The sequence below is a fragment of the Kineococcus rubinsiae genome (assembly GCF_011839805.1).
In the GTDB taxonomy this organism is placed as follows: domain Bacteria; phylum Actinomycetota; class Actinomycetes; order Actinomycetales; family Kineococcaceae; genus Kineococcus; species Kineococcus rubinsiae.
Genome location: NZ_VWPY01000002.1, coordinates 116,935 through 134,612, shown reverse-complemented (window position 1 = coordinate 134,612; position 17,678 = coordinate 116,935). Strand labels below are relative to the sequence as shown.

14 protein-coding genes are annotated in these 17,678 nt (G+C 74.4%); 4 read left to right on the top strand and 10 right to left on the bottom strand.

Features of this window, described 5'->3' with window-relative positions:
• Positions 1 to 7 precede the first annotated feature (7 nt).
• On the top strand, positions 8 to 793 hold the full coding sequence (locus tag F1544_RS02515) for an SDR family NAD(P)-dependent oxidoreductase (RefSeq protein ID WP_167581748.1): 786 nt from the start codon (positions 8 to 10) through the stop codon (positions 791 to 793).
• A gap of 15 nt (positions 794 to 808) precedes the next feature.
• On the opposite strand, the gene F1544_RS02510 is transcribed toward F1544_RS02515, so the two are convergent.
• Complete coding sequence (locus tag F1544_RS02510) at positions 809 to 1,984, bottom strand: acyl-CoA dehydrogenase family protein (protein ID WP_167581746.1); 1,176 nt, start codon at positions 1,982 to 1,984, stop codon at positions 809 to 811.
• Between the two features lie 73 nt (positions 1,985 to 2,057).
• On the opposite strand from F1544_RS02510, the gene F1544_RS02505 reads away from it, so the two are divergent.
• Positions 2,058 to 2,768 (top strand): QsdR family transcriptional regulator, encoded by a 711-nt coding sequence (locus tag F1544_RS02505; protein ID WP_167581744.1) that lies wholly within the window; start codon positions 2,058 to 2,060, stop codon positions 2,766 to 2,768.
• Positions 2,765 to 3,196 carry an acyl-CoA thioesterase gene (locus F1544_RS02500; protein ID WP_167581742.1) on the top strand — a complete coding sequence of 144 codons (432 nt, stop codon included), beginning with the start codon at positions 2,765 to 2,767 and terminating at the stop codon, positions 3,194 to 3,196. Before F1544_RS02505 ends, F1544_RS02500 begins: the two co-directional genes overlap by 4 nt.
• A gap of 70 nt (positions 3,197 to 3,266) precedes the next feature.
• Here the strand turns inward: F1544_RS02500 and F1544_RS02495 are convergent, their stop codons facing one another.
• Genes F1544_RS02495 through F1544_RS02470 form a run of 6 tightly spaced genes read right to left on the bottom strand, consistent with a single transcriptional unit; the run spans position 3,267 to position 9,665 of the window.
• A complete protein-coding gene (locus tag F1544_RS02495) occupies positions 3,267 to 4,247 on the bottom strand; it encodes a TIM barrel protein (RefSeq protein ID WP_167581741.1) in 981 nt (326 codons plus the stop codon).
• Positions 4,244 to 5,317 (bottom strand): Gfo/Idh/MocA family protein, encoded by a 1,074-nt coding sequence (locus F1544_RS02490; protein WP_167581740.1) that lies wholly within the window; start codon positions 5,315 to 5,317, stop codon positions 4,244 to 4,246. Before F1544_RS02490 ends, F1544_RS02495 begins: the two co-directional genes overlap by 4 nt.
• Positions 5,318 to 5,364: 47 nt before the next feature.
• A complete protein-coding gene (locus F1544_RS02485) occupies positions 5,365 to 6,540 on the bottom strand; it encodes a GNAT family N-acetyltransferase (RefSeq protein ID WP_167581739.1) in 1,176 nt (391 codons plus the stop codon).
• Positions 6,527 to 7,414: a carbohydrate ABC transporter permease gene (locus F1544_RS02480; protein ID WP_167581738.1), complete on the bottom strand. Its 888-nt coding sequence runs from the start codon at positions 7,412 to 7,414 to the stop codon at positions 6,527 to 6,529. Before F1544_RS02480 ends, F1544_RS02485 begins: the two co-directional genes overlap by 14 nt.
• Before the next feature lie 5 nt (positions 7,415 to 7,419).
• Positions 7,420 to 8,394 carry a carbohydrate ABC transporter permease gene (locus F1544_RS23855; protein WP_167581736.1) on the bottom strand — a complete coding sequence of 325 codons (975 nt, stop codon included), beginning with the start codon at positions 8,392 to 8,394 and terminating at the stop codon, positions 7,420 to 7,422.
• The gene (locus F1544_RS02470; protein WP_167581734.1) at positions 8,391 to 9,665 is read right to left on the bottom strand and encodes an ABC transporter substrate-binding protein; all 1,275 of its coding nucleotides are present in this window, start codon (positions 9,663 to 9,665) and stop codon (positions 8,391 to 8,393) included. Before F1544_RS02470 ends, F1544_RS23855 begins: the two co-directional genes overlap by 4 nt.
• A gap of 124 nt (positions 9,666 to 9,789) precedes the next feature.
• On the opposite strand from F1544_RS02470, the gene F1544_RS02465 reads away from it, so the two are divergent.
• Positions 9,790 to 10,599: a DeoR/GlpR family DNA-binding transcription regulator gene (locus tag F1544_RS02465; RefSeq protein WP_167581732.1), complete on the top strand. Its 810-nt coding sequence runs from the start codon at positions 9,790 to 9,792 to the stop codon at positions 10,597 to 10,599.
• 21 nt (positions 10,600 to 10,620) lie between these two features.
• Here the strand turns inward: F1544_RS02465 and F1544_RS25140 are convergent, their stop codons facing one another.
• Genes F1544_RS25140 through F1544_RS02450 form a run of 3 tightly spaced genes read right to left on the bottom strand, consistent with a single transcriptional unit; the run spans position 10,621 to position 17,638 of the window.
• On the bottom strand, positions 10,621 to 11,628 hold the full coding sequence (locus tag F1544_RS25140; protein ID WP_167581731.1) for an alkaline phosphatase family protein: 1,008 nt from the start codon (positions 11,626 to 11,628) through the stop codon (positions 10,621 to 10,623).
• Positions 11,625 to 14,546, bottom strand: a complete 2,922-nt coding sequence (locus F1544_RS02455) for a glycoside hydrolase family 2 TIM barrel-domain containing protein (protein ID WP_167581729.1) — start codon at positions 14,544 to 14,546, stop codon at positions 11,625 to 11,627. The genes F1544_RS25140 and F1544_RS02455 overlap by 4 nt, the downstream gene beginning before the upstream one ends.
• Positions 14,543 to 17,638, bottom strand: coding sequence for an alpha-mannosidase (locus tag F1544_RS02450; protein ID WP_167581726.1), 3,096 nt, complete (start codon positions 17,636 to 17,638; stop codon positions 14,543 to 14,545). Before F1544_RS02450 ends, F1544_RS02455 begins: the two co-directional genes overlap by 4 nt.
• Between the last annotated feature and the right edge of the window lie 40 nt (positions 17,639 to 17,678).

The window sequence follows — 17,678 nt, the reverse complement described above, 5'->3', positions numbered from 1 at the left end:
CGTCGTCATGACCACCACCTCCCTCACCACCCCGGCCGGCCTGCTCGCCGGTCGCACCGCCCTCGTCACCGGCTCCACCAGCGGCATCGGTGCGGCGATCGCCCGCACGCTCGGCGCGGCCGGCGCCCACGTCGTCGTCAGCGGCCGCGACCCCGCCCGGGCCGCAGCGGTCGTCGAGGAGATCGAGGCGGCGGGCGGTCGCGCCGACGCCGTCGTCGTCGACCTCGCCGGCTCCTACGCCGACCTCCGCGCCTTCGCCGCCCGGGTCACCGACGTCGTGGGCGGAACCCTCGACGTCCTGGTCAACAACGCCGGCCTCTACCCCGTCTCGGCCACCGAGGACCTGCCCGACGCCGACCTCGACGCCATGCTCGCGGTGAACGTGCGGGCGCCGCACGTCCTCGTGGGCGCCCTCGCGCCGGCCATGGCCGCCCGCGGCAGCGGGGCCGTCGTGACCGTCGGGTCGTGGATGGCGAGCGTCGGCTCACCGTTCGGCGCGATGTACACCGCGACGAAGGCGGCCGACGCGCAGCTGACCCGCAGCTGGGCCGCCGAGTACGGCCCCCGCGGCGTCCGGTTCACCACCGTCGCCCCCGGCGTCACCCTCACGCCGGGCAACGGCGCGCACCGGGCGGTGCTGGACGCCATGACCGCCACGACCCCGGCCGGCGTCGTCGTGCAGCCGGAGGACATCGCCGCGGCGGTCCTCTACCTGGTCTCCGACGCGGCCCGCCTCGTCCACGGGATCACGCTCCCCGTGGACGGCGGCATCACCGCGACCCGGCTCGGCTGAGGCAGCCGGGAGGCCTCAGGCGAAGGCGGCGAAACCCGTGATGGCGCGGCCGACGATGAGGGTGTTCATCTCCCGCGTGCCCTCGTAGGAGTAGATGGCCTCGGCGTCGGCGAAGAACCGGGCGACGCCGTGCTCCAGGACAATCCCGTTGCCGCCCAGCACCTCGCGGCACCAGCCGACGGTCTCGCGCATGCGGGCCGTGGTGTACGCCTTGGCCAGCGCCGAGTGCGCGTCGTGCTGGCGGCCCTGGTCGAGCAGCTTGGAGACCTGCAGGCAGATCGCGATGCTGGCGGTGATGTTGCCCAGGCTGCGCACCAGGAGGTCCTGGACGAGCTGCCGGCTCGCGATCGGCTTGCCGAACTGCTCGCGCGTCTTGGCGTAGGCCAGCGCGGCCTCGTAGGCGCCGATCGCGACGCCCACGGCCTGCCACGCGACCTCGGCGCGGGTCAGGCGCAGCACGGTCGCGGTGTCGCGGAAGGAGTTCGCGTTCTGCAGGCGACGGGACTCGGGGACCTCGACGTCGGTGAGCACGATGTCGGCGTTCTGCACCGTGCGCAGCGCGACCTTGTCCTCAATCTTCGTCGCGACGAACCCGGGGGTGTCCTTGGTGACGAGGAACCCCTTCACCTGGCCGTCGCCCGTGTCCTTGGCCCAGATCACCACGACGTCGGCGAAGGTGGCGTTGCCGATCCAGCGCTTGGCCCCGTTGAGCACCCAGGTGTCCCCGCGCCGCTCGGCCGTGGTGCGCAGGCCGCGGGCCGAGTCGGACCCGGAGAACGGCTCAGTGAGCCCGAACGCGCCGATGACCTCGCCGCGCGAGAGCTGCGGCAGCCACTCGGCGCGCTGCTCGGGCGAGCCGGTCTCGGCGATGGACCCCATGGCCAGGCCGTTCTGCACGCCGACGAACGTGGCGATGGACGCGTCGACGCGGCCCATCTCCATGGCCGTCCAGCCGCGGTAGACGGCGGTGTTCTCGAAGTGGCGCGTCTCGGGCCACGGGGCGCCGAGCAGGCCGAGCTCCGCGAGGGGCTTCACGACCTCCATCGGGAACTCCGCCCGCGACCAGCAGGCGTCGGCGATGGGCCGCACGGAGGTCTCCATGTACTCGCGCAGGGCGAGCACGGCCTCCTGCTCGGGGGCGCTCAGCGCCTCCTGGAAGAAGTAGAAGTCGCTCTCGAGCAGGTTCGGCATCAAAGCTCCATCGCTGGTCCGACGATCCGGGAGACACCCGCCTCCCGGGCCCCAGTGTGCAACACTTCGACGGATGTTGCACCCACCCTCCGTCGCGGCCCTGCCGATCGGCCGCCGCGGCGTCGTGCTGGTGCCCACTCCCCTGTCGCAGCGGCTCGCGGCGGCCGGGACGTCGGCCGAGGTCGTGCACGCCTTCCGCCGGGCGCGGGCCGCGTTCATCGCCGGTGAGCGCCTGGACATGACGGCGCTCGCGGCCCAGATGGGCGTCGACCGCACGTCGCTGTTCCGCTGGGTCGGCAACCGCGACGCGCTGCTGTCCGAGGTCCTCTGGTCGCTGGCCGAACCCACCCTGGACCGCATCGACGCGACCGAGCGCAGCACCGGCCCCGACCGCGTCGTCGCCGTCCTCACCCGGTTCACCGGGGCCCTCATCCAGGCGCTGTACTTCCGGCAGTTCCTGCGCACCGAGCCGGTGCGCGCGCTGAAGCTGCTGACGACCGCGGCCAGCGAGGTGCAGCGGCGCCTGGTCGCCACCGTCGAGTCGGTGCTCACCGAGGAGGAGGCGGCGGGCCTGGACCTGCCGCTGCCCGCCCACGACCTGGCCTACCTGCTCGTGCGCGTCGCGGAGTCGTTCACCTTCGCCGACCTCATCGCCGGGGAGCGTCCCGACATCGACCGCGCCGCAGCGGCTCTCGCCCACGTCATGCGCACCGACGTCCCGGCTCGGCCCCGCGTGCCGGCCCTCGCCCCACCCCTCCCGACGACCTCGACGGAGCACCCGTGACCGACGACCGCTACCCCTACCGCCGCGAGTTCCCGACGCGGTGGAACGACAACGACGTGTTCGGCCACGTCAACAACACCGTCTACTACGCCGCCATGGACACGACCGTGACGTCGTGGCTGCTCACCGAGGCCGGCGTGCGGATGATGGACGGCGACACGATCGCGGTCGTGCGGGCGTCGTCCTGCGAGTACGAGGCCTCCGTCAGCTACCCGGACGTCCTCGACGTCGGCCTGCGGGCCGGGCGCGTCGGCACCACGAGCGTGACGTGGGAGTTCGGGATGCGCCGGGCCGGCGACGACGCGCTCGTCGCCCGCGGCCGGTTCGTGCACGTCTTCCTCGACCGGGCGACGCTGCGACCCGTCCCCGTGCCCGCCGACCTGCGCGCGCGGGTCGAGGACACGCTGGTCGTCGAGCGCGAGGAGTAGCCACCGGCGCGGGTGCCCCGGCGGCCGGACGCGCACGGCGGGTGCGGCCCGACCGCCGACCGCGACGGCGTCACTGCCGCGGGCCGCGGTCGGTCGAACCCGCCGCGGGGTGAGGGAGAGCGCGGCTCCCGGGCGGCCCGAGGAGGTCCCTCAGCGTGCGGAGGTTGTGCCGCTGGTCCTGCGCGAACTCCGTCAGCTGCGGTCCGCCGTGCGGGGCGACGTCCTGCTCGACGACGAGCCAGCCGCCGTAGTCCCTGCGCTGCAGCGCGAGGAGCACGCCGGCGAGGTCGACGTCGCCCCGCCCGAAGGTCACGTTGGCCTGCGACCACCAGTCCCGCAGCGGCACCGGGCCCCCGCGGCGGGCCTGCGCCGGCACGGCCGTCGCGACGTCCTTGAGGTGCACGTGGTCCACGCGCGCACCCCACGCCGCGACCGCCGCGACCGGGTCGGTGCCGGCCAGCAGCGCGTGCCCGGTGTCCAGGACGACCGTGGACGCGGTCGTGGCCAGCAGCCGCTCGACCTCCCACCCCGACTCCACGAACGTCCCCAGGTGGGGGTGGAACGTGGCGGGCAGGCCGTGGCCGGCCACGACGGCACGGGCCTCGGTGAGCATCCGCGCGGCCCCGGCCCAGGCGTCCGCGTCCAGGCCGGACGCGGTGTCCCGGGGATCGCGGGGGCCGTCCAGGCCCGGGGCGCCCTCGTCGGCCAGGACGATCGGCGCGGCGGGGACGCCGGGGACCCCGCAGCGGTCGGCCACCGCCCGCAGGGTGCGGCAGGCCAGGTCCAGCGCCGCCCGGCCCTCCGGGGTCCAGCGCCCGGCGGCGAGCTCCAGCCCCACGTAGACCCCGGCCGGGACCAGGCCGGCGGCCGCGAACCCGTCCGCGGTGCGGTCGGGGTCGCCAAGGTAGCCCGTGGGGCCCAGCTCGCTGCCGCGGTACCCCGCGGCCGCCAGCTTGGCCAGGACGGCGCGGCCGTCCCCGTCGGCGGGTCCGGTGTGCGGCCCCCAGACGCCGAAGCTGACCGGGGCGCCCGCGATCGCGGGGCCGGTCACGACAGCAGCCCGAGCAGCTGGCGCATGCTCTGCAGGTCGGCGACGGCACCGTCGACCCCGCTGTGCGGGTGCGGGGCGGCACCGCCGACGGCGGCGGCGAAGGACTCCAGCTGCCGCTGGAACGCCCCGTCCGCGGGCAGGACGGCGCGGCGCTCGCCCGCCGGGTCGACGACGGTCAGCGTGCTGCTGGCGTCCAGGCGGTAGGGCGGGGCCACGCCGAGCTCGACCTCCCCCGCGGTGCCGGTCATCCGGACGGTCTCGCGGTAGTCGGGGCGGTCGGGGGTCCAGGCCCAGTCCAGGACGAACCGCGCGCCGGACCCCAGGCGCCCGGTGGCGAAGAGCGTGGGCGGGGCGGTGCCGTCCCAGGCCAGCAGGTCGGCGTGGTCGAAGACGGGCAGGCCGAACCCGAGGGCCCGCAGCAGCGAGAACTCGTGCACGACCGACCCGCACAGCACCGACCGGAACAACCGGCGCAGCTCCGGGCTCGTCCCCGCCCCGACCGAGGCGTCCAGCGCGCGCTGCTCGGCGGCCTCGTCGGCGGCGACAGGACCGGCCGCGGAGGCGGGGAGGGGCTGCGGCGGGGCCAGGTGCAGGTGCTCGACCTGGGGAGCGTCGACGGGGTGGCGGACGCTGATCTGGACCAGCCGGGGGCTGCCGATGCCGGGAAGGGCCGCGACCGCGGCGTCGGTGGCCCGGTCGTGGACCTTCATGTACCCGACCTGCAGCAGCAGACCGCGCTCGGTCGCGACGGCGGCGGCGGCGCTCGCCTCCTCGACCGACAGCGCGAGCGGCTTCTCGGCCAGCACGTGCTTGCCGTTGCGCAGGGCGGCGACGGCGTGCGCGGCGTGCCGTCCGGGGGTGGCCACCAGGACGGCGTCGACGTCGTCGGCCGCGAGCAGCGCGGCGGGGTCGCACGCGCGGGCCCCGTACCGGCCGGCCAGGTCGGCGCACCGGCCGGGGTCGAGGTCGGCGACCGCGACGAGGTCGTGCCCGGGCATCCGGGCGATCAGCGGGAGGTGGACCGCGCGGGCGATCGTGCCGAGTCCCAGGACTCCCCAACGCAGGGTCATGCGTGCGCCTCCTCGGCGGTCGTGTGCGGGTGGTGGTGCGGCCGGGGTCAGAACGGCCGGTCGAGGACCGCGGGCGGCCCGGCGAACAGCGTGCGCAGCAGGCCGGCCGTCGACGGGTCGGTGGTGAGGATCCCCGCGTGGGCGGCGGCGACGGGGTCCAGGTGCCCGGCGTACACCGACGCGAGGTCGGCGCCGGAGAGCCGCACGGCGGGGCCGTCGGCGTCCGGGTCACCGGGCGCGGTGCGGCCGCTGCCGTCGGCCACGTGCAGCGTGGTCGCGGTCCCGTCCACGTCGAAGCGCACGCGCGCGCTCACCCCGGCCGGGTAGCCGCGCGCGGCCAGCGCACCGGGGACGTCGAGCAGCCCGAGCATCCAGGTCGAGTCCTCCACGGGCTCGGTCTGGCGCGGGAGGTGGTGCTCGAGCAGACTCCCGGTCGGGAGCAGCGCGTGGACCTGCGACGCGCTGGGTTCATCGGCGACGAGGTCGCGCCAGATCGCGAGCTCGGCCTCGGCGTCGGCGGCGACGAGGTCGTGCACGACGACGGTGTAGAGGCTGCGGGTGGACGGCCGGCGGCGCAGGGCGCACCAGCCGACGACCCGGCCCGCGCGCTCGGAGACGAACTGCGCGCCCCCGGTCTCGACGTCGTGGTCGAGGCCGCCGTTGCCGCGGACGGAGCGGGCGGCCACGAGGGCGGCGACGGCCGCCGCGTCGGCGGGGGTCGCGGCCCGGTGGACGAGGCGGACGGCCGGGCGCGGCAGGGCCCGCAGCTGGTGGCTGGCGATGGCGTAGACGGGGCGGCGGCCGGCGGTGCCGCACCCGCTGCGGCGGTAGAAGGCGTGCGTGGAGGGGATCAGGGCGACGACCAGCGCGCCGGCGGCGCGGGCGGCGGCGAAGGCGTCGGCCAGCAGCGCGGCCCCCACCCCGCGCCCGCGGGCGGTGAGGTCGACGGCCACCCCGGCCAGGGCGGCGGCCGGGACGACCCGGCCGCCCCACCCCTGCCCGGCCAGGCGCAGGGTGGCGGTGGCCAGCAGCGCGCCGTCCCCGGTGCGCTCGGCGACCCGGCGCAGGACGGCCGGGTCCTCCGGCCAGGCCTGCGCCAGCCCGGGCCGGTGGGAGTCGTCGGAGAACGCCTGGGCCACCAGCCCGGCGACGGCGTCCTCGTCCCCCGCGCGGGCGGCGCGCAGGACGAACCCCGCACCGCCCGCCGGGTCAGCGGACCGCACCCTTGACCGAGTCGGAGACGAACTGCTTCGAGAAGACCAGGAACACCACGACGAGCGGCACGATGGCCAGCAGCGCCCCGGCCATGACCACGGCGTAGTCGGTGGTCCGGGTCGCGTTGAGCTGGGACAGGGCGACCTGGAGGGTCAGCATGTCCGGGTTGATGAGCACGATGAGCGGCCAGACGTAGTCGTTCCAGGCGGCGACGAAGGTGTAGATGCCCAGGAAGGCCAGACCGGGCCGGATGACCGGCAGGACGACGAGCACGTACTGGCGGAAGAACCCGCACCCGTCGACGACCGCGGCGTCCAGGATCTCGTCGGGCACGGCGGTGGAGATGTACTGCCGCATCCAGAAGATGCCGAAGGCGTTGGCCGCGGCGGGCACGATGAGGGCCTGCAGGGTGCCGACCCAGCCGATCTGGATCATGGTGATGAACTGGGGCACCGTGGAGAGCTGCGCCGGCACCATGAAGAAGGCCAGCATCAGCCCGAAGAGGAGGTTCTTGGCCGGGAAGTCGTACTTGGCGAAGGCGAAGGCGGCCATCGAGTCCAGGAACAGCACGAGCGCCGTGACCGAGGCGGCCACGATGAAGGTGTTGGCCATGGACCCGAAGAAGTTGATGCTCGTCAGCACCGACGAGATGTTCTCCAGCAGGTGGGTCCCCGGGACGACCTTGGGCGGGGTCAGGTAGAAGTCCGCGTTGGTGTTCGTGGCCATGACCACGGTCCAGTAGAAGGGGAACAGCAGCAGCAGGGAGGTGAGGACCAGCGGCAGGTGCGCCCACCGCGCCGCGTTGCGCACTCCCTTGCTCCTCGTCACCGGCGCGCCGCTCGTCTGCGCGCGCGGCGTCTCGATCGTCTTCTGCGCGGCCATCTCGGTCACCTCTCCGATCGGGCGGTGAGGCGCCAGTTGATCAGGGCGAAGACGGCCACGACGGCGAACACCGCGTACGCGATGGCGGCGCCGTAGCCGAAGTTGTTGTTGTTGAAGGCCTGCTGGTAGAAGTACAGGACCATCGTGAGCCCGGCCTGCCCCGGTCCGCCGCTGTTGGGGTTGATCGAGGCGTTGGAGCCGAAGAGGACCTGCGGCTCCGCGAAGGTCTGCAGACCGCCGATCGTCGAGATGACGACGGTGAAGAGGATGACCGGGCGCAGCAGCGGCACGGTGATCGACACGAAGGTGCGCAGCGCCCCGGCGCCGTCCAGCTTGGCCGCCTCGTAGACCTCGCTGGAGATGGCCTGCAGACCGGCGTAGTAGAGGATCGCGTTGTAGCCGACCCACTGCCAGGTCATGAGGACGGCCAGGACGATCTTGATCGTCCAGTAGCCGCTGAGCCACTCCACCGCCGGCAGCCCCAGGCCGGTGAGGACCTGGTTCACGATCCCGACCTGGTTGTTGAAGATCGCCTTGAAGAAGATGGCGATCGCGACGACCGAGGTGACGCTGGGCAGGAACAGCACCACCTGGTAGAAGGTCTTGAACCGCCTGACCGCGTTGAGCATCGACGCGATGCCCAGGCTCATGACGAGCATGGGCACCGTCGCCATGACCCAGATGATGACGGTGTTGACGACGGCCTTGCGGAACGTCGCGTCCGCCGCCAGGAAGCGGAACTGGTCGAACCCGGCGAAGGTCACCGGGCTGATCCCGTCCCAGCGGTGGAAGGCCAGCCACGCCGAGAACCCCAGGGGGAACAGCCCGAACACCGCGAAGAGCAGGAAGAACGGGCTGACGGCCACGTACTGCGGCCAGTAGCGCAGCGGGTTCCGCCGGGGACCCGTCGCCGCCGGCTTCGCGGCGGGCGGCCGGGACCGGCTCCGCCGGAACCCCCGGTCGAGGCTGGCTGAACTCACTTCACGCCCTGCCGCTGGGCGATGTCCCTGGCGGCGGCGACGGCGTCGGTCCACGCCTGGGCCGGGTCCTTGCCGTTGGCCTCGACGTTGGTCAGCTCGTTGTAGAAGGCGGCCGAGACGGCGGAGTCGGACGCCGCGACGTACTGCTCGGGCACCTCCCGGCCGGCGGGCCCGAAGATGTCGATGGTCTTCTGACCGCCGAAGAAGGCGTCACCGCCGGTGAGGGCGGGCAGCTCCCACGCGGCCGGGTCCGCGGGGAAGATGCTGGCGTCGGTGAAGGCCTCGCCCTGGTTGTCGGTGCCCAGGACCCACTTGATGATCTCGAACGCGCCGGCCTTGTCCTTCGTCGCGGACGGGATGGTCAGGAAGGAGCCGCCGAAGTTGGTGGGCTTGACGGGGTTGTTGGCCACCATCCACTTGCCGCTGGTGTCCGGGGCGGCGAGCTTGATGTCCAGCGCGTGCCACGCGGCGCCCAGGTCCACCGCGGTGACCCCCGAGGCCAGGGCGGCGTCCAGGCCCTGCGCGGCGTTGGCGTTGATGCCCAGCGCCTGCGCCTTGACGGTGGTGTCCCAGGCCGACTTCATCTCGTCGCTGTCCCCGACGAAGGTGTCGTCCTCGCTGACGAAGCGCTGCGAGATCTGGCCGACGATGATCTGGAAGACCGCCGAGAGGCTGGGGACCGGGAAGCTGGCCGGGACCTTGCCGTGCAGCTCCTGCCCGAAGGCGTAGAAGTCGTCCCAGGTGGAGGTGGCCGCGGCGACCTCGGTCGGGTCGGTCGGCAGGCCGGCCTGGGCCAGGATGTCGCTGCGGTAGAACATCGCCGTCGGGCCGATGTCGATGGGGAAGCCGAGCTGCCGGCCGTCGGGGGTCTGGGCCTCGGCCCACTTCCAGGCCAGCTGGCCGGCGGCGATGTCGGCGGCACCGAGGGTGTTGAGGTCGGTGAACTTGTCGGCCACCGAGCGGAAGAAGGGCATGTCCTCGCCCTTGACCCCGGTGATCTGCGGGATGAAGGAGCCACCGGTCAGGGTGGTCTGCAGCTTCTGCTTGAAGTCGCCGCCGACGACCGAGGGCGTGATGCCGGCGTCGGGGAACCGGGTCTTCGAGGCAGCGACGACCTTGTCGCTCAGCCCCCCGTTCCAGTACCAGAGGGCGGTGGCGGTGGAGCCGGACGTGCCGCCCCCGGAGGTGCTCGTGGAGCAGGCGGCGAGGGCGCCGGTCCCGAGGGCGGCGAGGCCCGAGCTCAGGAGGAGGTGGCGACGGGACAGGTTCATTGGGGGGGACCCTTCTCGATGTCCAGACGTCGTGATCGATCGCTCAGGATGCGGCAACCTCTTCGACGAGATTGCGCGAACAGTACGGGTGGCATGCGCGAACGCGCAAGGTATTCTGTCGACCGTGCAGGCAGAGGAGCGGCGGGAAGCCATCGTCACGGTCGTGCGGACCCAGGGTCCGGCCAGCGTGGCCGAACTCGTGGAGCGCCTCGGGCTGTCCGAGGCCACCATCCGGCGGGACCTGGTCAAGCTCGACGACGCCGGTCTCCTCAAGCGCGTGCACGGCGGGGCGCGCCCGGTGGACGTGCGCGACGACGTCTACGCCGACCTGGTGGACCGCCAGGCCGAGCCCAAGGAGGCCATCGCCCGCGCCGCGGCCGCCCGCGTGCGGGACGGCCAGTCGGTCCTGCTCGACATCGGGACCACGGTCGGGCGGGTCGCGCGCCACCTGCACGGCCGGCCGGTGACCGTCATCACCCGCAACCTCGCGGTGTTCGCGGAGCTGGGCGACGACCCGGTGGTCGACCTCGTGCTGCTGGGCGGCTCGGTGCGCCCGGCCCACCGCTCGCTGGTGGGCTACCTGACGGAGGAGAGCCTGCGCCAGCTGCGCGCCGACGTGCTCCTGCTGGGCACCAGCGGGATCCGCCGCACCGGCCACTCGGTCGACACCGTCACCGAGGAGGTCCCGGTGAAGCGGGCCATGGTGGCCGCGGCCGACGAGGTCGTGCTGCTCGCCGACGCCTCGAAGTTCCCGGGCAGCGGCACCGCGACCGTGCTGGACGCGGACAACTACCACCGGCTCGTCACCGACGCCGACCCCGACGCCGAGACCCGGGCCGCGCTGGAGCGGGCCGGTGTCGGCATCGACCTCGTCCCGGCCGCGGCGCGTCCCCCGGGCCCCCACGGCCGGGCCGGGGCGGGCCGGCCGGGCTGAGCCCTCAGGGCCCCGGGGCGCTCACCACTCGTACCGCAGGTCGCGCGTCGGGCCCACCGGGGCGACGTCGCGGACCACCCCCACCTCGTGGTCGGTCTCCAGCGAGGCCGGGCGCACCCCCACGGCGGCCAGCAGGGCCGGGGTGACCTGCTCGCTGCGCAGGCTCGTGAGGGCGGCGAGGGGAGCCGGCAGCGGTCCCCCGAGGCGGTGCAGGAGCAGGAACGAGCGGCGGACCAGAACCTCGTCCTCGCCGTGCCCGCCCTCGGCCCGGTGGCCGTGGTCGGTGGTGACGGCGACGAGCCAGTCCTCCCCGAGCTGCTCGAAGCGCTCGGCGACGGCCTTGACCAGGTGGCGGACGTGCTCGTCGACGGCGCTGATCGCCGCGAGGTACCCGGCCGAGGCCGCCCCCGCGCGGTGACCGGCCTCGTCCACGCCCTCGAGGTGGACGAACGCGGCGTCCGGGCCCTCGTGGTTCAGGACCCAGGCCGCCCGGGTCGTCACCTGACGGTCGGCCGAGCGGCAGCCGTCGCTCACGTCGGTGCCGGCGAAGAGCTGGTGCTGACCGCCGACCTGCTGGTCGGGGCGCTGGTGGACGACCGGGCCGGGACCGGAGGCGTCCACCAGGGCCGGCCACGTGGACGCCGCGAAGGTGCGGGCCCGCGGGTCGGCGGCGAACACCTGTGAGAGCAGGTCCGGGCAGCGGGCCAGCCGGTGCCCGACGAACTCGTTCCACCACACGCCGTTCTGCTCGTGGGTGGTCCCGGTCAGCAGCGACGCCCACCCCGGCCCGGAGTCGGTGGGCGGGGTCATCCACACCGGGACGAGCCGGCCCCCGGCCGCGAGGCGGGCCAGGGTGGGGGCCACCGGCGTCGCCGGGGGCGTCCCGAACGCGGCGCCCGGCCCACCGGGGGCGCTGAAGCGGGGATCGCCCGGGTGGTCCGGCGCCGCGAACGCAGGGTCGGCGGCGACCAGCTCGGGCAGGGCGAGGTCGGCCCGCACCCCGTCGAGGCCGATCAGCAGGAGCTTCACCGCACGGCCCCGTGACCGTGCGACACCGTCCAGGCCCAGGTGTGCGTGCCGGGGACGATCCGGAACTGCGGCAGCCCATTCGGGCCGCAGGAGGCCGAGCCGAGACCGCGGTGGCGGACGTCGGCCGTCAGCTCCAGCCCGCCTCGGCGCGCGAGGGTCATCAGCACCGGCTGCGCGAACCCGAGGCGCAGGCCGTCCGCCGCCTCGCCGAGCAGGACCTCCCGCACTCCCGTCCGCCCGCCGTTCTCCTGCGGCCGCACGTACGGCACCGCGAGGTCGTCCACGGGCCGCTCGTGCCAGCCCGTCGGCGCGGTGCAGCGGTCGGGGTAGGTCTCCCACGGCCCCGCGCCGAACCAGCGCACCGTCGCGGCGTCCCCGGCGAGGGCGATCCGCAGGCCGATGCGCGGCAGGTCGTCCAGCCCCGCCGGCACCTCGACGGTGTCCTCGCCGTGCAGGACGACCGTCGAGCCCGTCCCGGTGACGGTGCTGAACCGCTGGGTGTGGACGACGTCGCCGGCGCCCGTGCTCAGCCGGGACACGACGACCGTGGCCGCCCCGTCGCCGTGCACGGACTCCACGACCGGGCGGGCGGTGTCCAGGCCCCAGGCCGTCCACCGCGCGGCGTCCCCGGCGATCACGTCGTTGTCGGTGGGGTCGCGCCACAGCGTCAGCTCGGGACGGCCGGCGAGGCCCGCGAGCACCAGCTGCCCGCGGTCGTCGACGACGACGGGGACCGCTGCGGCCGTCGAGGTCGTCCGGACCGCGGCGGGCCGGTCCGGCAGCCGCACGCACGGCCGGCTGACCTCCGCGCCGGCCGGGGCCCACGCGGTGGCGGCGGCCTGGGTGACGACCAGCTGCAGCCACCGCTCCCCCGTGCCGGCCGCCGCCAGCTCCGCGGGCAGCGCCACGACGGCGCTCTCCCCCGCCGCCAGCGCCGGCAGCTCGGCCGCGACGCGCAGCGCGGTGCCGTCGGTGGCCTCCAGCCGCCACTCGCCCCGCAGGTGGGCCAGGTCCAGGACGTCGAGGGCGTTGCGGACCCGCAGCCCGCCGTCCTGCAGCGAGAGCCGCACCGGGGAGCTGAGCTCGCGGTGCTCGAACATCGCCGGCTTCGGGGTCCCGTCCGGGAACGTCATGCCGTCCAGGCAGAACGCGCCGTCGTTGGGGGTGTCGCCGAAGTCGCCGCCGGAGGCCCAGCGGTAGCCCGGCGCCGGGACGCCGTCGGCGAACATCCCCGCCCCGGCCCGGCCCGCGGGCAGGCCGTCGTCGGTGCGCTGCAGGATGCCGTGGTCGGCGAACTCCCAGACGAACCCGCCCTGCAGCCCGGGCAGCGACTCGATGGCCGCCCAGTACTCGGCCAGCGACCCGTTGGAGTTGCCCATGGCGTGGGAGTACTCGCACTGGACGACCGGGCGCAGCGGGCCGGCCTCCGCGTACGCGACCAGCTGGTCGAGGTGGGCGTACATGGGGCAGACGAGGTCGCTGGCCGCCGCCCCGGCGTACCAGTCGTCCTTGATGGCGCCCTCGTACTGCAGCGGGCGCGTCGGGTCGTCGCTGCGGATCCAGGCCGCCACGGCGTCGTGGTTGGCGCCGTGGTCGCTCTCGTTGCCCAGCGACCAGATGACGACGCTGGGGTGGTTGCGGTCCCGGCGCACCATCCGCGCGACCCGCTGGGTGAACGCGGGCAGGTAGGCGGGGTCGTCGGAGATCTCGTGGGCCCACGCGTGGGACTCGACGTTCGCCTCGTCGACGACGTAGAACCCCAGCTCGTCGGTGAGGTCGTAGAGCACCGGGTCGTTGGGGTAGTGCGAGGTGCGGACGGCGTTGAACCCGAACCGCTTGAGGGTCAGGAGCTCCTCGCGCACGGCCTGCGCGGTCACGACCCGGCCGGTGAGCGGGTCGCGGTCGTGGCGGTTGACCCCGCGCACGAAGATGCGGCGGCCGTTGACCAGCAGGTCGGGACCGACGACCTCGACGGTGCGGAACCCCACCCGCTGGACCACGGCGTCGACGAGCGCGCCGGCGGGGTCGCGCAGCTCGACCGTGAGGTCGTGCAGCGCAGGCGTCTCGGCCGTCCACGTCGCGATGCCGGCGAACTCCCCCGTGAACCGGGCCCGTCCTCGGTACAGGGAGATCCGCTCGTCCTCGAGGTCGCGCGCGTGCGCCGCGGCGTCGAAGGCGAGCTCCGTGCCGCCGAGGCGGGCGGCGACGCGCCAGCCGTCGGTGAGCCGGCCCTCGTCGGTGCCGACCCGGACGTCGACGCGCAGCGCACCGTCGGCCCCCGCGACGGTCCGGACGTCGGACAGGTGCAGGACGGGACGGGTGAACAGCCGCACGGAGCGGGTGATCCCGCCGTGCCACCACTGGTCCTGGTCCTCCACGAACGTCGCGGCCGACCACTTCACGACGGTGAGCTCCATGCGCACCGTCGTCCCGGGTGGCGCCCACGCGGTGACGTCGAACTCCGCGGCCAGGTGCGAGTCGGTGCTCGACCCGACGTCGTGGCCGTCGACGCGCACCAGCAGCACGCTCTCGGCGGCGCCGACGTGCAGCACCACCCGCTGCCCGGCCCACCCGGCCGGGACGCTGACGTCGCGGGCGTGGACGCCGGTGGGGTTGTGCGCCGTCGGCGGGAGCGGGGGCAGGTCCGGCCACGGCATCTGGTCGCCGGTGTACCAGGGCGGGTCGGGGACCTCGCCCCACAGGCCGGGTTCGGTGGTCCAGCACCCGGGGACGCGGGCCGTCGACCACCGCGTCCCCGGGCGGTCCCGGGGGGTCGCCAGCAGCTGGAAGTCCCAGTCGCCGTCGAGGTCCAGGCAGGTCGCCCCGTCGTCGGGGACGGCGCGGCGCAGGGTGCCGACCGGTTCCCGACGGCGACCGACGTGCTCGGGGTCGGACCAGACGCCCTCCGCCGCGTTCACGCCCGGCGCAGCCGCAGGGTCAGGATCTGGAACGGGCGCAGGGCGAAGCCCACGGACCCGTCGTCGTGCTGGGCGGCGTACCCGCGGGCGGCGGCGGAGCCCGCCTCGGCGGGCTCCTCCATGAGGTCGACGACCGTGACCTCGGCCAGCGGGAACGAGGTGCGCAGGACGCCCTGGGCGCGCGCGCCCCAGGCCTCGTAGACGCGCACGACCACGTCGCCGGAGCCGTCCTGGGCCAGCTTCACGGCCTCGAGGGTCGCCCCGGAGCCGGTGACGGTCACGGGCGCGGCCGGGGCCTGCTCCGGGCCGTCGACGACGCGCAGCGGGAGGTTCACGTCGTAGCCGGAGCGGACGGCGCCGTCGATCCCGGCGCCGGGCACCAGGGAGTACGACATCGCGTGCCGGCCCTGGTCGGCCTCGGGATCGGGCATCCGCGGCCCGCGGACCAGCGAGAGCCGGACGGTGGTGGTCGTCCCGCCGTCCTCGCGGGAGGCGCGGGTGGTGTCGTGGCCGTACGTGGAGTCGTTGACGACGGCCACCCCGTACCCGGGTTCGGCGACGTGGACCCAGCGGTGCGCGGCCGTCTCGAACCGGGCGTGGTCCCAGCTGGTGTTCGTGTGCGTCGCGCGCTGCACGTGGCCGAACTGGATCTCCGAGGAGCTGACCGCGGCGTGCAGGTCCAGCGGGAAGCTCGCCTTGAGGAACTTCTCCTGCTCGTGCCAGTCGATCTCGGTGCGCACGTCGAGCCGGTCCGAGCCGGCGGCCAGGACGTACTCCTGCACGATGCGCGAGGCGCGGACGGTGCGGACCACGCGGACCCGGGCGCGCAGCGGCCCCGGCTCGACGAGGGTGACCTCGTCGGCCGCGACCAGGTCGACGACCCGGTTGCGGTAGTGCTGGTCGACGTCCCAGGCGTCCCAGCTGTTCGGGAAGTCGGTGTGCAGCTGCAGGAGGTTCCCGCGGCCCCCGGGGGCCAGGACCTCGCGGTCGGCCACCTCGTCGACGACGGAGGCCAGCAGCCCGTCGGCGTCGACGACCACGGTGATCCTCCCGTTGGCCAGGACGAACCCGCCGTCGCGCGGTTCCGCGCTCACGCCCGCGACCTCCCCGGTGGTCTCCGCCAGCGCCGCGGCGCCAGAAGCGGGCACCCGGACCAGCAGCGTGCGCCCGTCGGCCTCGAGGACCTCGGTGCGCTCGTGCGGCGCGGTGTTCAGGACGACCCGGTGGCCGGTGCCCAGGGCGGCGACGGCCTCGGCCACGAGGGCCTCGAGGTCCGCGCGCACGGCGGCGTAGGTCTGCTCGGCCTCCCGGTGCACCCAGGCGATCGAGGACCCCGGCAGGATGTCGTGGAACTGGTGCAGCAGGACGGTCTTCCACAACCGGTCCAGCTCGGCGTGCGGGTAGGCGTAGGACGGCGCGTTCAGCGCGGCCGTCGTCGCCCACAGCTCCGCCTCGCGCAGCAGGTGCTCGCTGCGGCGGTTGCCGGACTTGGTGCGGGCCTGGCTGGTGTAGGTCGCGCGGTGCAGCTCGAGGTAGAGCTCACCGCTCCACACCGGCGCGGCCGGGTACTCCGCCTCGGCCTCGGCGAAGAACACGTTCGGGTCCTGGATCACGACCTTGGGCGAGCCCTCGAGGTCGGCGAAGCGGCGGGCGCGCTCGAGCATCTCGCGCGTGGGGCCGCCACCGCCGTCGCCGTGGCCGAAGGGGGCCAGCGAGCGGGTCCCGCGGCCCTTCTCGGAGTAGTTCTCCACCGCGTGCGTCAGCTCCTCGGCGGAGAAGATCGCGTTGTAGGTGTCGACGGGCGGGAAGTGCGTGAAGATCTGCGTCCCGTCGATGCCCTCCCAGCGGAAGGTGTGGTGCGGGAAGGCGTTCGTCTGGTTCCAGGAGATCTTCTGGGTGAGGAACCAGTCCATCCCGGCCAGCCGCGCGATCTGCGGGTAGGCACCCGAGTACCCGAAGGAGTCCGGCAGCCACACGCCCTTGCAGTCGACGTCGAACTCGTCGCGGAAGAAGGCCTTGCCGGTGAGGAACTGGCGGACCAGCGCCTCGCCGCCGGGTAGGTTCCCGTCCGCCTCGACCCACATGCCGCCGACCGGGACCCACTGGCCGGCGCGCGCCGCGGCCTGCATGCGGGCGTAGACCTCCGGCGAGCGCTCCTTGACCCACGCGTACTGCTGGGCCTGCGAGCAGGCGAAGACGAGCTCGGGGTACTCCTGCGCCAGCGCGGTCACGTTGGCGAACGTCCGCGACGTCTTGCGCTCGGTCTCGCGCAGCGGCCACAACCAGGCGGAGTCGATGTGGGCGTGCCCGACCGAGGAGAGCGTGTGCGCGCTGCGCACGGCCGGGGAGGACAGGACGTCGACCAGCTCGGCGCGCGCGGCGGAGGCCGATCCCGAGACGTCGTCGAGGTCCAGGGCGTCCAGGGCGCGGTCCAGCGCGCGGGCGATCTCGTACCGGCGGGGTTCGGACGCGGGCAGGTGGCGCATGAGGTCGTCGAGGACCTCGACGTCCACCGCCAGCATCCAGACCTCCTCGTCGAGGACGACGAGGTCGGCCACCTTCATGGTGTAGAGGTGCGCCTGCCCCGCGGTCGCCTTGTCCCCCAGCGGGGTCGGCTTCATGTCGTCGGCCATGACGTCGGGGTTCGCGGCCATCTCCAGCAGCAGGTCGACGACCTCACCGCCCTCGGCGACGCGGACCACGGGGACGACCTGGTTGTCCGGGGCGACGCCCTTGATCGGGATGCCGTCCAGGGAGTGGACCAGGGCCTCGGCCTGGTTGCCGGGCCAGTCGCCGACGAAGCCGAGGTCGAAGTGCGCCTCGACGCGGCGGCCGGCCCACTCGGCGGGCACCTCGCCGTGGGCGCGGACCCAGGTGGTCGACCAGGGCCGGCCCCACGTGGTGCCGACGGCGAACTCGCCGAACGCCCCCTGCTCCAGCGCCGCGACGGCCTCGCCCGCGGGCACCGGCTCGTCGGGCACCAGCCACGCGGTGAGGCTCAGCGGGACCCGGTGCGAGTGCACGGCGGGACGGATGCGGTGGGTCAGGACGCGGCGGACGCGGCCCTCCACCAGGGAGCGGTCGTCGTGCACGGGGTTCTCCTCGTTCGGGGGTGGCGCGCGGGGCGTCGGG

What these genes read in the sequence shown, in the direction of transcription:
- F1544_RS02505 (WP_167581744.1), top strand. Translation starts at nt 2,058, where the DNA reads ATGTTGCACCCACCCTCCGTCGCGGCCCTGCCGATCGGCCGCCGCGGC.
- F1544_RS02510 (WP_167581746.1), bottom strand. Translation starts at nt 1,984, where the DNA reads ATGCCGAACCTGCTCGAGAGCGACTTCTACTTCTTCCAGGAGGCGCTG.
- F1544_RS02490 (WP_167581740.1), bottom strand. Translation starts at nt 5,317, where the DNA reads ATGACCCTGCGTTGGGGAGTCCTGGGACTCGGCACGATCGCCCGCGCG.
- F1544_RS02480 (WP_167581738.1), bottom strand. Translation starts at nt 7,414, where the DNA reads ATGGCCGCGCAGAAGACGATCGAGACGCCGCGCGCGCAGACGAGCGGC.
- F1544_RS02515 (WP_167581748.1), top strand. Translation starts at nt 8, where the DNA reads ATGACCACCACCTCCCTCACCACCCCGGCCGGCCTGCTCGCCGGTCGC.
- F1544_RS02470 (WP_167581734.1), bottom strand. Translation starts at nt 9,665, where the DNA reads ATGAACCTGTCCCGTCGCCACCTCCTCCTGAGCTCGGGCCTCGCCGCC.